We start from the raw sequence: 17,053 nt of genomic DNA, 5'->3' as shown, positions 1-17,053 counted from the left end.
GGATCAGGCATCCGGGAAGAGCCAACCGAGCCCCGCCATGAAAAACGCGGGCAGGAAGATCCAGAGTCCCCCGCCGATGGCGGTGACGGTCAGTGTCACGACCAGCAGGAGGACACTCGCAAGGTTGTTCGGCCGGCCGGTGCGCCGTGTCAGGCCCCAGACGAGCGGCGGTAACGCGACGGCGGCCCACATATAACCCGAGGCTTGGTCCGAATCGCTCGACCAGGTCGAAGGCTTGGAGGTGGCCAGGAGAGCAGGGGGCCCTCCGGACCGATCCAACTCGCCATCGAAGCGACGAGGCTGACCGAGCCTCCGGAGCCGAACCGAGACCGTGGGTTCGGCGATCTCCATGGTGGTCCCGGTCGTCTCCTCGCGAGCCAGGCCAAGATGGACCCGGGCCGCTCGTGCCAGCTCGTCCAGGGCGGCGGTCTCGACGGCCTCCGCCAATCCCTGTCGCGCGGAGCGAACACGAGCCTGAATCACTCTGAGCTCGGTCTCTCGCGTCGATGACGAAAGGGGCGACTCCCAGACCGCGGCGCGCTCGGCGCTGCGGAGCATCAACTCGAAGTCGATGAGTGAGGCGACCAGGGCTTCGCGTTCGAGGAGCGAGCTGCGGTCGATCGTCACGAGCCGGTCGGCGATCAACCGCCCGTGCGTCTCCGCTCGCGAAATATCTTGCCGGTCCGGAGCCACCGCGGCAAGCGCCGGGCTCTGGCTCGTGGCGTCCCAACGCGTCGGAACTCGCAGGGAAATGAACGTGGGAATCCGCTCCTGGTCGAGCCCAGGGTAGGGGATCAAACGCCCCCCTCCAGGCCTTGGCAGGTTCGGCTTCGACGTCCAGACTACCGTCAATTCGTCCGAATCGTGTTCTTCTAGCGGGATCAGCCAACGGCCCGACGCCGCTTGGAGTGGCCGAGTGTGCTGGCTACCGACCGAGACCCAGAGAGGCGTCGAGCCTGGGGGCAGCGAGAACGAGAAAAAAGGGCCCGTTCGATTCTCGATCAGGCAGCGCATCGATCCCAGGATCGATCCGTCCTCCCGGACCACGCCTTCAAGCTCGGTCAGTGCGGTCCGAGTGAGCCCGCTGCCGAGATCCCTCGCCAGTAGCGTCCCGCCGGGAGCATCTACCTTTAATGACCAGCCCTTCGACTTGACGCGAAAAACGCTCGTCGGGAGACCGGGCAGCGGCGAAAACTCCTCGGTCTGGAACCGGGACGAGTCTTCGATCGGCTGCAAACTCGGCGACCCCTCGGTCGAAAACTCGCGTCCCGACGCATTCACGATTGCCAGGTCGCTCTCCGTCGTCCCGTTGACCGAGGTTTCGAGGTCCGGGAAAAAGAGCGTACTCGTCTGGGCGAGCGATCGCACCGAACGAATCGTCACGTCTTGCGAGCCCCAGATCGGTTGTTCGGGGCGGATCGTCAAGACGGTCCGTTCCTTGCGCGACTCCGACGTGAGTTGATGGCTTCCCCCCGCCAGTGTGACCTCGGACGACTGAGCCCAAGCCGTCGGGAGCTTCAGTTGGATGGAGTCGCAGGCCCCTCCGGAAACGTCGTAACGAAGGACTGCGACCCACTCGGCCGAGTCCGGATTGATTGTCAACTGACTCCTCACTTGCACATCCACGCGTGGGGGTTCAACCTCCCACCGAAGCCGGCCAAGCCCCTCGGGCCGATCCACGTGGTAGGTGGTCCGAACGGTCGTGAGACTCAGGTCCTCAAAATCGGGATTCGAGAGCGTCACTCCCGCCGCCGTTTCGAGCTGGAAGGTCGTTGGCGTCGTGATGCCCAGGGTCCCCAGACTCATGTCGACATTTTGCCAACGCGGCCAGGGAACGCCAACCTCTTGTCGGGTGGTCCCGGTGGCCAAAGGGTCGTACGGTACTGGCAGCCAGCCCAGAACCCGAACCGTGCGCTGCTTGGCGGCCGGTCCATCGAAGCGGAGTTGAATTCGTCCGGCGGAACGGCTCCAGTCGGTGACCCCATCGCCTTCGACTCGCGAGACTTGAAGTTCGCTCGGGACGTCGAACTCGACCTGGTAGGACCGTCCGGAAACCTGGGTGAGCTTCGCTTCCAGACTCACCTCGACACGGCCGGGGCCAAGGTTGAGTTCGACGGTCGGCTGGACGGAAAGGCGTGAGGGCTGAGGTCCAGTCCGCACCGCCACACTCGAGAGACGAAGGAAACGCGTGACTCCAGAGAGCGTCAGTGGTTCTTCGGGCAGGTTCCCCCATGACCGTACGAAAACCTCCTCGGTGATCGGGTCGCTCCCGGCCAGACCCGACAGTCGACCGGCCCAGTCGGCCGGTCGGCGAAAGCCGATCGCGCCCGAGTAGGTTTCGACCCCCAACGGCTCGATCTTGGGCAGCGTGCGTTCGGGCAACTCCTCGGTCTCGTGCCCGATCGGGTGCGGTCTCCAGAATTCGAGCCGGATCGAAGCCCCATCCGGGAGCGGCGGATTGATGTGAGCCACCCACTCCACTCCCTGCTCGGAAGCAATCAGACCCGCGTCCGCCTGGCCCGGAATCGCGATGGAGCGGACAACGAGACCAGGATCGAGCCGGAGTCGGATCACCGACGTCCCCTCGGGTCTGCGATAGGTCAAGCGGGCGCGAACCCGGTCTCCCGCGGGTTCGGCGTCCCAGAGGAGGAGTCCTTCCACCGAACCGGTGGCCGCGATCCTCGGTTCGTTGCTGGAAACCCAGCGCACCTCGAGGTGATCCACCGGGCCGAGGTTACCCGCCGAACCGCCGGCCCTTGCCGCCAAGGCCCCCCGGGCGTTGGGAACTTCAATGCGCCGGCCCGCCGGGCCAGGACCGATTTCGACCCGAGCCGAGGCCAAGGAATTAATCGGCAAGGTGATCGATTCCGCGTCATCAAGGCGTCGGGGCGTGAGCAACCTTCGTATGCGAAGCTGCTTCCGCCCCTCGCCGGTGACAGTGACCAACGCGGCCTGGCCTCCCGATTGAATCTGGACCGGAACCTCGACTTCGTCGATGGCCGCCGAGATGTCGCGGGCGTGGCCCACGGGGAACGACCAGAGAGCGGGCCGTGAGCCTTCAAGCACCAGTTCGATCGCCGACTCGATGACGACTCCAGCCGCTCCTTTCCAGGTAACGCGATGGGTGGCCGAAAGCGCATCCACCCCCTGGCCTGGTTCATTTCTGGTGAAGTCGGACCACGTCTGCAAACGCTCGTAATCCTGGAGGCGAATCACGACCCGGTTCGGCATCCGAGTCGGGTCGGCTGCGCCCTCGAAAGGATAAAGAGCCACGATCGGGGATCCTTCACTGACTCCGGCGGCCGTAAGCCGAACCGCGTCGGCGCCCATCAGAAAGGCGAAACAGGCGAGGAGCGCCGAAATCACTCCGGAACCCGACCGGAGTCGGGGCAAGGACGAAGGGCGTGGATCGCGATTGCGACGACGCGGCCATGCCGGAACCGCACTCCCCAACCCGTAGAAAAAGACGGCCAAGGCGCCTGTCGCGCCCCCCGCCGCGATCGCGGACGGGCGCGAGGCCGTCATGACCAATCCAACGACGGAACCAAGCAGAACCACTGCCAGCCCAAGAGCGCGGCGATGAGGACACAGACCACGGCAGGCGATCCCAACCGCCAGGATGGCCAACCCGGCCACCCAGGCCGTCGCACGCTCGTGCTGCTCGTCGACGAGTTGAATCGTCAGGCCGGTCTCGGGCCATCCCACGGACGTGAACCGCCAGATCCGCCGGCCGTTTGGCAACGGATCGATATCGGACGTCTCGCTGCCATACTGCGACTTCCGCACACTCTCGCCACGCCAACGGGCGACAACCTGGAACCGGTCAGAGACATCCGATCCGTTGACCACGGCTTCCCGAATCCGCGACTCCCATGCGGCTCTCCCTTCGGGATCGCGTAGGGGACCGCCCGGTCGATCGGGGGCTTCCACTCGAGTCGTCACAAGCACCGCCTCGCCGATCGGGACCAACGAGAGCCCAAGCGGGCCGATCACGGCGCTGGCTGCCCCAGACCGATTGCGATTGCTCTGAGGCGGGGAAACCCGCGATCGAGGCCCCCAACCACCGGACTCGAGCGTCATGCGATCGATGACGACCGGCGCGGCACCGGCATCCCATCGCGTGAAGCATTCCCCCAGGGTCATCTCGCTCGTGGTGGTCTCGGCCGCCTGCTGGTCGAGCGAGCGGAGCACGTCCGAATCGCGCTTCGATTCCGCTTTCCTCGACCACTGCCAGGGCGGCAAGAACCGTCGCAACCCAGTCGGTACGGAAGCCGGGTCGCTGGCCGTCAGCGACGATCCGTGGCTCGCGACCAGCCAGGGTTCGGGGACGATAACTTCCCAGCGGAAAGCCAGGTAAGCGAGCGACGCCGCAGGACGTTCCGGACGGTATTCCTGGCCAGCCGCGGACGCCCGACGAGGAGTCTGATAGTCGAGTACGAAAGTGCAGGCGTTACGCAACGACGTCGGGGACGGTAACGGCAATGAGAGTGCCCTGGCATTCCGGGCTGGGGCCACCGGCTGGCCGTCGCGTTTTACCCGGACCAAGGTTGAACCAGGCGGAAGCGTCAGGTCGAGCGTCCGAGCATCAGCGATCGTCACCCTGAGGGTCAGTTGGTGCCGGAGCGGCCCCTGAGGATCGACGAAGGTCGTCAGTATCGACTGATCGATCACTCCCGGACTCGAAGCCGGCTCCAAGGCTTCGGTCTGAATTTCAAGGCGGCCCCCGGGTTTCGTATAGCTGAAAGCGTAGGCCCGACGCCTCGGAACCGGGTCGATTGGAACTTTCAGGTTGTCTCGTCCCTCGAAGCGACTCCCAAGCCGGATGGCTTCCTCAGCCACTGCCGGCTCGAGATCCTGGAGCCCGGACGACTCGACGCTTGCTTGTAAGTGTCGAGCCACATCCACGATCGCGAAATGACGCGAGCGGAAACGATCGGGCATCACGAGCAAAGGGAGCCGACCACGCCCCTTCCAGGGCACCTCCAGTCGAGAACGAACCACGACCGGCCCGGAGGGAGAGTCGGGAAGCAAGAGTTCCCAGGCCTGACCAGTCTCGGGCAAGCCGAGTTCGGCCCGCCTCGCGGGATCGATCGGCTTCCGCGACAACTCGGCGGAGGTCACCTCGTTGGTAAACCGCCAATTGCCAGCGCCCTTGATCGGGTCGGGCAAGACCAGGGGGATCGACCGGAGCGGTTCTTCGCCGGCATCGACCGAAATCCGCCAATCGAGCCGCAACCGGTCGCGGTCGATGCTGGCGAGCATTTGGATCGAGGCTCGCGGTTCCTCCTGCACACGCTCGCGATTCACACGAGCCTCAGCCTGATCGGCAATCCAGCGCCAGGCCAGGGCTTCGCGCAAACCGGCCGGTGTGACGGCGCGGTCGCTGGAGGGGCCGATCACCAGCGACGGGTCGATCCAGGCGAGCCCGGTCGCTTTTGCCGGATGAAGCGTCACTCCCGACTCCGTCCAGGCGAGCCAGCGTTCATCCACGACCTGGACCCCAACCGGCCGAACTCGGGGGAGTGTGATTGGGCCACGGCCCCCCGCGATCGCCGCACTCGCGGTCAGGTTGAGCACCAACGAACTTCGGGTGAAATCCCCCGAAGGAGGGGTGATGTGGACCCGGACGCCCCCCTCCAGCAACGTTCGCGGGTGCCAGGCCAGTGGCTCGTCAATGCCCACGACCTGGACCCGTTCGGGAACCCAGGCCGGCGGCAAGTCGACGTCGAGCGCGAGTAAGTGCCCACGATGCACCCGCCAGGTCAACTGAGCCTCGAGTTGAGGCGAGGAATTCCCGAGAAGGAGCTGCCCGCGAACCTCGACCGAGACATCGGCCCGAGGCTTTCCGAATGTGAGGAGGGCCACCGATCGAGGCGCCTCGGCTTCGAAAACGATGAGGTTGGGATCAGCCGCATCAGCGGCCGGTTGCGACGGGACTCGACGGCCCGCCGCTTCATGACAATCCCTCAGGAGCCGGCTCGAATCGAGGCGAACGCTCGTTCTCCCCCCAGTCCAGAGCGCATCGAGCGGCCGAGCGGCCGGTATCGCCCACGCGCCCTCGGCGGGGATCCGCGTGACCGCTCGGAAGGTCACCGGGGTTGGCTCCGAGACCTGGTCATTCAGGAGGACGGTCACGCGAGTGACCTCGCCAATGACCTCAGCTCGCGACTCTTCAATGCCAGGGCCGGTGACACTGGCGAATTCGAGTCCTCGGTCCAGTTCCACCTGGAATCGGCGTGGAGCGTGGGGCTCAAGATCCACCATCCACTCCATGGTCCAGTTTGCCAACGCCTCTCCCAGCTCGACTCGAGTCGGCCCCGAGACCCAGACTCGTGGCTCCTGGCCGACCCCCTGGTCCTGTCGACGACCGTGGAGTTGCAGGTCAACCAGCCCCCCTCGACCCTCAAAACGCCAGGTCTTTCGACCCGTTTCGCTCCCTGGATCGGGTCCCTGACGAATGCCACTCGCGCCTTCGGGAATCCAGTCCTCGGGGAGGTCGAGGATGAGCCTCGACGTCTCGGTCTCGGGTAGGCCGAGCGTGAACCGGCGGCCTTGCGAACCGGTCCTGGCGCGGAGTTGCCACTTCAACGTTACGGTGGAGACCGTTCCCGGCGCAACGCGGACTGCGGTCCGACCGTCACTGTGCATCCTCAGTTCCGTCGACGGTTCATCGGAAGGCTCGATGGCGGGCGTCCAGGGACTGAGGATCAGCTCGTGGGGTCCCGGCCCGGCAGGAGCCTCGATCACCAGTTCGGAACGTCCGGTCAGCAGACCGGCGTTCCATCGCGCAAAGTGTCTGGCCTGCAAGAGACGCGCGGGGGCTTGTCCGGCCTGGCGTTGATAGCCCGCCCGGGCCGACGCCAAGAGCGAGTCAAACTGCTCCGCGGACAGTCCTCGGAGTTCCGTGCCGGGCGGAAACCAGGTCCCGACTTTCTCGGCCGGGACGCGGATCCGCACCGCTTCGGGCGGGCCCGCTCCAAGCAAGGCGAGCAGAATCAACAGGCGAGCCCACACCCAACCCGAGAGTCGCCGGTGGCCATTGGAAACGGCACTGGAGGAATCGATCGTCACGGCTCACTCTTCCCTGATGGGTGCGTCTCGATCTATTGGCCGATGTTCCGGGAAGTGCCGCGTCCCGAGGCCGTATCAGACGTCGGCGGCGAGACGGCGACCGCGTGATCGACGGTTGAGACCTGTCGGATCCGGATCGCCGTCGAGTCGTCGGATCCGACTCCGGCCGTGTGGTTCACTGAGGAGCCGCCATGCGGAGCTGTCCCCAGGTTGTCGGGTTCGCCAAAAACGGCTGTCGCACCGGGGCGCGGACGATCGACGATCCGTTGCAATACCACGGCCAGCAAGGTAAAGACCACGCCAACCATGGCGCACTGCACCACTTGCAGCGTCAGGCTCGGCTGAGCGGACGCGGACACGGCCAATGCCAGGGCCAGCAAAACCGACCAGAGCAGCCGGAACCGCGGCCGACGATAAACAACCACCAAGACGCCCAAGGCCAGCACAGGCCCCGAGCAGAGTGCCACCAGGCTGCCACGAGTGGCAATGAGCAAGCGAAGGTCAGGTGGCTGGCCCGGGTGCTCGAAGAGGTAGGCGTGATAGTCACCCCGGCCATCCTCGTCCCATCCGTTGGCGCCACGCGTTCGACTGGTGGACCCACTCGCCCACGAAGCCAGATCCTCGGTCGACTTCCAGGGACGCCGCCGCCAAACATATTTATCCCAGTACCACTGGTTTTCGTCGGTCCATCCCGACGGGACGCCGACAATCTCACGGCTCGAAGGAACGACGACTTCCCAGCGCGTTTGCTGAACGATGCCATTGAGTAAACGAGGAGGAGTCCAAGCGTGCTTGGCGCTGGTTGCGGGAACCAGGTATTCGAGAGCCACGAGCAGTGGCCCTGATCCCGCTTGGGAAGGAAACCGAAAGCGATAGCCGGGATAGCCGGTCGATTGGGGCAGTTGCTCCTTCCGATCCACGGGCACTCCACCGACCCGGACCCGGCTCAGCACGGCCTCGCGGGGAAGGGAAACGGAGAGCGTCGACTCATGCGCTTCCACCCAGAACCAGGCCGTCGTCCGAAGGTCATTCTCAGGCCCCTGAACGGTCCGCAACCAAAGTCGGGACGCGATGAGCGAGGGCAAGGGGGTCAACGTCAAGGCCACGGCGCTGAGGCGAATCGGTGGTGTGTCCGACTCCGTCTTGGTACTCAGCAGACGGTACTGGAGCGGGAGAGCGCCCGCCGAGGCGGTAACGTCTTCTCCGGCGACGCGTTGCCAGCCGCCTGGAATCACCTCGACCCGGAACCCCGGATCCGAGGCGACGCGTGCCCGCACCGGAGACGTCTCTCCCAATGGAAAGCGGAGCCAGGAGACGTCGATCTCGGCCCTTCGCTCGGGCTCGAGTTCCGCCGTTAGGGGACGCCGAAAGCGGAACGTCAATTTCGCGCGGTCCGTCACCTCGTCGGCAAGCTTCAGCCGAAAGAGGCGGCCTCCGTGCGGAGTCGGTCCCAGGTCGGTCCGACTCGCCACATCGCCATCCTCGATCTCCCAGCGATTGACGAGTTCAGGCGGAATCTCCACGTCCACATGTTCCAAGGTTCCGAAATGGACGGCGAACTCGGTCTCTTGCCGGCCATCGACGCCCCGGCGGCCCACCTGAAGGACAAGGCTCGTCTCATGCGTGACCGAGCGCGGGTGCACGACCATTCGGAGTGGCAAGGTCGCGGGCGTGCCATCGTAGCGCAGCCAGAGCGACGGGTTGTCCGCGCTCGATCGATCCGGGGGCCACCGCCAATCGGCCGGTGGCTCCTGGCGTGCGGAGCGAAAGGATTCGGTCCGCCCCGAGCCTTCGGTTCGCTCGGCCAAGTCGACGGTCAGGTTACGCTCGGTGAGCACAGCGATCCGGCCTCCGCCAAGCGAAGACTCACGCGGCTGAAAGAGCGCAAGGGCCACCGGTCGTGTGGCATCGACCGCCTGGCGGCCAACGAGGTGAAGACCAAACGAATTGCCCTCCTGGGCCCGGAAGGTCAAACGCGCCGTCACGATCCGTCCCTCGTCCCGCTCGGGAGAGAGCTGCCACGATTCAACCATCTCCGGCGGGCCGACCGACTCGAGCTCAAGCCCTCGTGGCAAGGCGATATTCAGGTCAAACAGCCGGCCGTTGGCCGTCTCGACGCCCAGCCAGGTATCGATCCGCGCCTGACCGGCTCCCAGGCTGATCGTCGTGCGTGCATCGAAGGTGACCAGTGGAGGCGAGGGCTCGATCCGTAGCTCCAGGTCGAACGGCTGATCGACAAACTGGTAGGCGAGGAACGTACCCGGTCGAGTTCTGAGGTCATCGGTGAGCTCAGTTCTCGGATCGATCCGCCGAAGCCCGCGACCGACCGTGGGGCTGATCACCAGGTTGCCGCTCTGTGCGATCCCGATCGCCCCGAACTGTTCCTTGGCATTGCTCAAGGGGAAACCGTGAAACAAGAGGCGGGCCGACGATTGGGGAGGAAGTTTCCTCTGGGTTGTCATCGACAACCGCTTGGTTGAACCGGGCCGCAATGGCTCCGTCAGAGGGATCGATAATCGGCGTTCCTTTCCGTCCCGCTCGATTCCGGCCGGAATCGACCGTCCATCGAGTGTCACTTCAAGGACCTCGTCGTCAGGATCAAGCTGGAGCTCGAGACTCCGCATTGAGCCACGGACCGACTTGATCTCCCAGGAGGACCGCGCTCGAAACGCCCCTGGATCCACGTCGATGGCAATATCGCCTTGGATCGACAACAGAGGAGAAAGCTGAGCCCCAGGCTCCGCCTCCACCCGCCAGCCCAGGTCGAGACGCGACCGCGGGGAAAGATGCGACGAAAGTCGAGTCCCCTTTCCCGCGCGAATCGGCTCCCGATTCACCGGCTCGACGGGCCCCGCCTGAGCATCCGACACCACCTGATCCACATCCAGCTCAACCTGTGTGGAAGGGGCCTCGGGAATGCCAAGCTCTAGCGAACGCCCCTCGGTCGTTGACCGCAGCCGCACCTTGAGATCGACCTGAACCCGGTGCTCCCCTTGACCGGACAACTCGACTTCCCATCCGCCCCCCGGGATCACCCTCAAGGGGAGAGGCCGCTCCTTCTCGATCGCCCGGGTCACCGTCTGATTATCGAGCCGGAGCGGGACCCAGTTCGGTCCGGGTGTGGGGGTTAAGACAACAAGATGAACCGAGAGGTTGGCCATCTCTCCCGTCACGTCGCCTCGGATCGCGACCGATCGGACAACGGTCCCCTCAGCCACCAGCGGGAGACTTCCTCCCTTCGCCAACAGCTCGGTTCGCTTCCGAAGCTCGTCGCCACTCATCAGGATGAAGTCGGGCTGCTTCAGCTTCTTCCAAAGCTCCTCAATCTCAGCGGGAGAGTTGAGAAAGATATAGACCGGCGGGACGTCGGAAGCCGTCGGCTTCGAGGGCTCAACATTGGGAGCCGTCGGCTTCGAGGGCTCAACAATGGGAGCCGTCGGCGTTGGCTCCTTGACGGCGGGAGTCGCCGGTTTCGGCTCCTCGACGGCGGAGAGAGGTGGGTCCTCCCCTGCACGTGCTGAAGCCAGAAACCCAACGGCCAAGACCGTTAGGACTCTCCAAGTCAGCAGCCGGATGAAACGACGCAAGTCGCTGGACCTTCGTGAAGGAAAATGGATTCAGTTCCTGGGAAATGAAATCCAAATGGCCCTCGGGCGCGGTCCTGAGTGAGGTGCAACCCAAGTTCAAGCGTGCGGGACGCCACTTCTGAATATAGCACGTGGACCATCGTGCTGCCACGATCCCAGTCGCCCAGACCGCAAAGTCACCTGCCGTGAGAACAGACCGCTCATCCCTTCCCGGTTTGACATGAGGTCGGAACCCAAGGGCGGGCCGCCGGGGTCGCTCCCGACGGCCGATGGAAGATCGCCTGGTAGAATCCAGAACGCTGGCTCATGCAATTTCGCCGGGCTTATCGTGAGGCTCTCTTGCCTCTGCAAGGAATTGAAGCGCCTCCTGGTGGACCGATCCGTTCGTCGCCAGGATCCCCGCACCGTAAAGGTCGTAATCCTCGCCGGACAGCCCCGTCAGCGTTCCTCCTGCCTCACGGACCAGAAGAACCCCGGCGGCGGCATCCCAGGGGTGCATGAAGCTCGCATAGCAGACATCGCAGCCGCCGGCGGCGAGGATCGCCAGGTTGAGAGCCGACGAACCGGTTCGGCGAACCGAGTGCGTTCCCGTGGAGAACCGGCGGAAATAGGCCAGCTGAATGTCCGCAACATCCACGAAATCCGTCGGCATGGCGGTCGTGATCAGGCTGTCCCGGAGCCGCTTGGCCGCGCTGACGCGCACGGCAACCCCATCAAGAGTAACCCCTCGGCCCAGCGAAGCACTGTAAGTTGCACCAGTCAGGGGGTTATGGACGACTCCGACCACAAGTTGCCCCTGGTGCTCCAGCGCAATTGAGACGGCCCAGAATGGAAAGCCATGCGCGAAGTTGATCGTCCCGTCCAGCGGGTCGACCACCCAACGCCAGGGTCGGGAAGGGTCCGGGACAGCTCCTTCTTCCTCGGCGAGCAGCGTATGGTCAGGGAAGGATTCCAAAATCCGCGCCGCGATCAACCGCTGGCTGGCGAGATCGGCGTCCGTGACCAGATCTCCCGGCCCCTTCTCACGAGCGACAACTCGTCCATAGGCGTCGCGCAAGAGGGCCCCCGCCTCCCGAGCCATTTGCTCGGCTGCCACCTGATACTCTCGATAGTCTTGGCTCAACCGTCATCTCCTATCCGAAATTTGGGTAGACTGCGTAATTTAATTTGAAAGAGGTTGGATTATTAGCCATATTTCATGTACGAGACAACCTTGGGATCCAGCGACGGGGCGGATCGTTCTTTGGAGTCGCCACGTCGCCGGCGGCAACCGGAGTCGTCAACGATGTATGTTTGGGAGTTAGTCTCCTGTCGCTTACGCGTGGATGGGTGGCATGTTTGGCACTCGACGCGTCACGATGCATACGGCCCCACATATACGGTTCACTTGCAGCGGCCGGGCATCACGCATGACGTGAGCGGGCCAACGCTGACCGAAGCGTACGCGGCCGCGTCGCGACGGGCGCGAGATCAAGGGGGCGTTCCGCAAGGCGGTGGCCCGCACTTCCCACGAATGACGGCGATGGCCCGGGGCTGACCGGGAAAAAAAAAGAAGACGGCCGATCCCCTTAGCTTGGGGATCGGCCACGGAGCGTTCGAGAACAGAAAGACCAGGTCCCTGGCTGTCGAGGCGAGCTTGGCCCCGACTTGCCGGCGACCTGGTCAGGATCAAGAGCAGGCAAGAGCTCCGCGCAACTACTTCTCGACCTTGGGCGTGACGTTTAGACCGCTTTCAGGCTGCGGCGTCGTGACGGCCCGAAGCTCATGGGCGTTGGATAAATTCTTCCAGGCGGTCAGCCCCTTACCCGTGGGGTGGTCAGGATCGTAGCCAAGCTCATCTCGCCCGGTGAGCGATTGAAGTGTCTCGAGCGCCAGCTCACGAACGGCGACTTCGGGTGAGGAAAGGTCATCGACCAGTTGCTTATACGTGGCCTCATCCCCGGCTTCCTTGGCCGTAAAGCCCACGAGAAGCTTTTCCACCCGCTCGGCCAGCTCAGCGCCAAAATTACTTTCCAGCTGAGAATGAAGCTCGCGACTCGCTTCCGACCCTTCTCCCAGGTGAGCGCGAAGGACCTGAATGGCGGCCCGACGAGACACCGGGTTCTCTTCCTGGTGAAGCAAGGGCACGATCAAGGCAATCCCACCCGCTGACCTCGTGGCCGAGATCGCCAACCGCCTCACATCCTTCTGATCGTCTTCGAGCGCCTCGACGAGGTTGGCCAGAACGCTTCGACCCGGTCGGAAATAACCTTGGAGTTGTTCGCCGATCTGAAGATCATAGGGGGACGGCTTGGATTCAGTCACCCAAGCCGGAGGAGGCGTTTTGTCGGCGCCGGTCCACCCGCCTTGTGAGTCGAACGTGATCGAGCCAGGACCGGTGAGCGTCTCCTTTGCTTGGTCGGCCTGGAGCGCAACCTCTCCCTCGTTGGCGAAGATCTGTAGGGTCGGGTCGGTAGCGACCGACTCTCCCGAACTTCGATGGTTCACCCGCTCAACGCCGACGAGAGTCCCTGGCGTCGGTGTGATCTCGACGGACTTATTGCCCAGTTGGATCACAAACGGGGCTGCGGGAGCCACGCCTTTGAGAACGACCCGGCCCCGAGCGAGTTCCAGTCGGCCAGCCTGCTTCGGTGCCGCGGTCAAAACGACCAATTCGGTCTCACCCACGAGGTCGACCGGTGTGGCTCCAAGCTCCAGGGTCGAGCGAAGCTGGGCAAGGTTGAGCAAGCGGTACTTATCTTTGAGCGGGGTTTCCGCCGTCAACTGGTCCCACTCACGCCCTTCCGGATCGTAATGGAGCAAAATCCCCGTGGGCTTCTCGGCCTTTCCCAGGGTTCCCGAAGGAAGATCAGTCGGCATCACCACGGCGTCCGGGTTCGGTTCCGGAATCGCGGCCGAGCCTTCCTTGGAGGCGTCTTTCGTCACTGCCATTCCTGGCATGATCCCTTTTTCGGAGTCTGGGGGAGTCGGAGGGGCAGGGGCTTCCTCTTTTTTGATCTTATTGTTGAGCGGGGCCTTAACCGCGTTCGCGGCGGGAGCCTGCGCAATCAGTCCCTCCACGGGGCTTGGCGATGCCTCGGGAGGAGGAGGCAGACTCATCCAGGCCGACCAGCAGAAGAGAACGATCAGGAGCAAGACCGCGGTGACCGGCAGGAATCGACCATACCACTGCTGACGAGGCGGCTCGGGAGTGACCCACGGCTGGATCGGCTCCGAGACCGGTTCAGGCTCAATAGCCAGCGACGCCCGAGGCGCCCTCGGAGCAACCGACTCGCGGCCTTTGATCAGGTGGTACATCCGATGCCGCGCCTCGGTCGGCACCTTTGCCTTCTGACCGATCAGGCTGAGGATCTGGTGGACACTGGCCACCTCCGCCAGATGCACGTCGGAGGTCAGGCAGCGTTTCTCAAACTCGGCGACCTCTTCGGCGGGAAGCTCGTTGTCGAGGTAGCTCGCGACCACATTGGCATCGGTGGCATCAGGTCCGCTCTTGCTGGGCACCGTCAGCCTGCGTTGGCGGGTCACGCGGTGAACGCGTTCGACCAATTCCTTCGCAAACGGACTCTCCGCCACCTGCTTTCCGATCTCACGGACCTCGGCTGGCGAGAGCGTGTCGTCGAGCCAGGCAAGTAAGGTTCTCAGGGTCAGTCTCATGGTATGTCTTCTCCCCCGCGTCCTCTTTCCCGTCCTGATCCTCGAGGTCGGCGTCCTCCAAGTTCCGGCACTCGGGTCCAAAAGTGCAGGGGAGCGCCACGATCTCGATGGAATCAAAAGACGGCGGTACACTTGCTCGCTCGATCGTGAAGCAGGCCGCAACGGCCACTTCGAGCTCGGAGTGTCGTCGACGGTCTCGAAGTTAATAGTGCGGAGCTGAGGACAAATCCGTCGACTTTTTTTCGGGATCTCGTGAAAATCGAGGTCAGAGGCCCGGGCCGCCTCGAGAGTGGGCTGGCCGGACCCGGTAAATTCGCATCCGGGGATCCCCTCGGCCGCGCCGTAGAGCGGGACAAAGGCCTCGGGATGGGCGTCCGCCCAGACGCGCTCGATGGGAAATTCTTCGGCATCGGCAATATTGTGCCGGCCCTCGTCGGGGTTGGCCCGGGCCACCACGAGAATTTGCACCTTTTCCTCGTGAAGTGCGGCCAGCCATCCTGGGTAGTCGGGATGGAGTCGGTCCCACCCAGGCCTCGAGTCAGGCCAGGTGGGAGCACCATTCGCCTGGGCTTCGCGATGATAGTCATGGAGCAGCCACAAGCGCCTGCCATCGACATTCACGTAGCAGACGTCGTTGCGCAGCCCTGCCCCCATCAAGTAATAGGGGATGTTGGTCCCCGCGTACGCGATCTTCGTTCCCGAGGCCCCGACCCGCGTCTCGAGGTCGAGCCACCCCAGGTAGTAGTCGGGGAAGACCGGATAAAACCGCCGGCGTGGGTCGAGATCGTAGGGGAAGAACACGCCGCAGGCGATCCCGAAAAGGCCGAGGCTCGCGAGCGTCGCATCAAGCCAACGCCGGCGCTGGCGCTGGCGCACCGGTGGTCTGCCCACTCGGCTCCAGGCCCACGCAACCCCGATCGAGCCAACGCCAAGCAAGGCGATCGCGATCAAGCTGATGAAACGGCTCGACTCACTCCTCCCCTGACGCATAAGTGCCACCTGAGGCATGAAAAAGATCCCGCTCGTCACGTCGGGGATCAGCCGGCTCAGGTCCCAGGGGGCCGAACCCGAGTCGAACGGCCAGTTCTGCGACATCATCAAATGCATCGCCAGAAGCGCGAGTGCCGCAACCCGAAGCCAACGACTGCGATCGAGGAGTCGAGCGAGCGGGACCACCGCCAGACCCACCGCATGAAGCATGAACCTCTGCTGCGTGCGATAGGGGATCAACAACCAGTAGAGCGCCACGTTCAAAATCGCGAGCAGGGAGCAGACCCAGACTCCGACATCACGCTCGGATCTCCGCGCTCTCAATGACCAGAGGCCAAGGATGGCCGCGAACCAGAAAGGGACAAGGTGCGGGTCAAACACCCCCATGACGACATCCCAGAGCGACCGCCAATCTTCGACGGGGAGATAGTACGGACTCGATCGCATGGCGACGCGGTCATACCACCCCGAGAGCCAGACCTTCCCCCCAACCGCAAGATGGAGCGGATACAGCGGATTACCAGTCAGCCAGGCATTGCGACCATACCAGTACCCCGCCATCACCAGAGGCAGAGCGAACACCATGACGAGTTGACTTGCTCGTTCTCGGAGCGTGCCCCGCCTCCGCCAAACGGCCAGGCCGGCAAGCCCCAACAAGACCGGGACGAACACGACCCCGATCGTCTTCGACCCCAGCGCTCCACCCGCCGCCAGCGCCCCAAGTGCAAGCGTGGATCCCCGCGCGTCATCGAAGGCATAGCGCACGAAAAAGTAGGCGGCGATCAGGTAACCTGCCACGAAAATCATGTCGACGTTCGCTTCAAAGGCGAAAAGAAGAAGCGGCGTCGAGGTGAGAAACCAGGTGGTCGCGAGCAGCGCCGACGACGAGCCGGCCCCCAGTCGGCGGGCCAAGGCATAGGCCGCGAGTCCCGACACCCCCCAGAACGGCGCCTGACCCACCTTCGCCAGTCGATCGCCCCCCCAGCCCGTCATCAGCCAGGCGAACCAGAGATCGCCGACGGCCGGAAAATAGGGCGCGGCATTTTCGCCGAACGGGGTCGCGATCAGATTGAGCGTCCCTTCCTTCCACCATCGTGCCGCGAAGTAGAGGTGGTAGATCGGTCCGTCGCTGATTACCTTGACCGGCCAGAGCAGCGATTGAACCCCATGAAATAGGCCCCCCCAGATCGTCAGCCCCAGGGCGACGACCGATTCCCAGGCCCAGGCCTGAGCGGGCGGATCGACCACCTCGACCGGTTCAGGCTGATGATCACGCGCTCGAAGCGCGAGCCCAATCGCGAACCCGAGCGCCGACCAGAGCAACAGCGGCGACAGCCCGAGCGCGCCTGCCGCCCCCAGGATCTCCATGCCGACCGTCGCCCAGCTCCAGGCCAGCGTGATTGCTGCCAACGCTCTCGTCAGGCCGGCTGGCTGGCGAAACCCATGGCGCGCGGTCCAGTAGGCCCCCAGGCCTAGCATGCCGTTGAGAACGAACGTACCCAGCAGGCCCATCATCATCGCGGGACCCTCGAAACCCAGCTCCGCTCCCGTTCGGCATTCTAACAGACTCTTCGTGCCGATCGAGTGAATCGCCAACCCGATGCTTTATTGCCTAAACTAGCACGGACGCATCGGTTCGGACGCGATCTCTTCTCTTCACGGGCCCTCAAACTCTTGGTAAAGTCGCCGCATTCATTAAAGAGACCTGATTCGTCTCACCCCCCTTACTTTACGAACGAACCTCGGGAGAC

Annotated in this window: 4 protein-coding genes; all 4 read right to left on the bottom strand. The window is 64.0% G+C overall.

Going from position 1 to position 17,053, the window contains the following annotated elements:
- Positions 1 to 3 precede the first annotated feature (3 nt).
- Entirely contained in the window at positions 4 to 7,071 is a 7,068-nt protein-coding gene (locus tag V5E97_RS31190) for a hypothetical protein (protein ID WP_406695457.1), read from the bottom strand.
- A 32-nt stretch (positions 7,072 to 7,103) separates the two neighbouring features.
- Positions 7,104 to 10,613 carry a hypothetical protein gene (locus V5E97_RS31185; protein ID WP_406695456.1) on the bottom strand — a complete coding sequence of 1,170 codons (3,510 nt, stop codon included), beginning with the start codon at positions 10,611 to 10,613 and terminating at the stop codon, positions 7,104 to 7,106.
- A gap of 349 nt (positions 10,614 to 10,962) precedes the next feature.
- Positions 10,963 to 11,781, bottom strand: coding sequence for an inositol monophosphatase family protein (locus V5E97_RS31180; RefSeq protein ID WP_406695455.1), 819 nt, complete (start codon positions 11,779 to 11,781; stop codon positions 10,963 to 10,965).
- Positions 11,782 to 12,353: 572 nt separating this feature from the next.
- Entirely contained in the window at positions 12,354 to 16,820 is a 4,467-nt protein-coding gene (locus tag V5E97_RS31175) for a glycosyltransferase family 39 protein (protein ID WP_406695454.1), read from the bottom strand.
- Between the last annotated feature and the right edge of the window lie 233 nt (positions 16,821 to 17,053).

The organism is Singulisphaera photorubra (genome assembly GCF_045290345.1).
In the GTDB taxonomy this organism is placed as follows: domain Bacteria; phylum Planctomycetota; class Planctomycetia; order Isosphaerales; family Isosphaeraceae; genus Singulisphaera.
Note: the sequence above shows the minus strand (reverse complement) of the source record. Positions and strands in the feature narration are given on the sequence as shown.

Bases quoted from the DNA above. Each gene is read 5' to 3' on its own strand.
- V5E97_RS31175 (WP_406695454.1), bottom strand. From the start codon at position 16,820: ATGATGATGGGCCTGCTGGGTACGTTCGTTCTCAACGGCATGCTAGGC.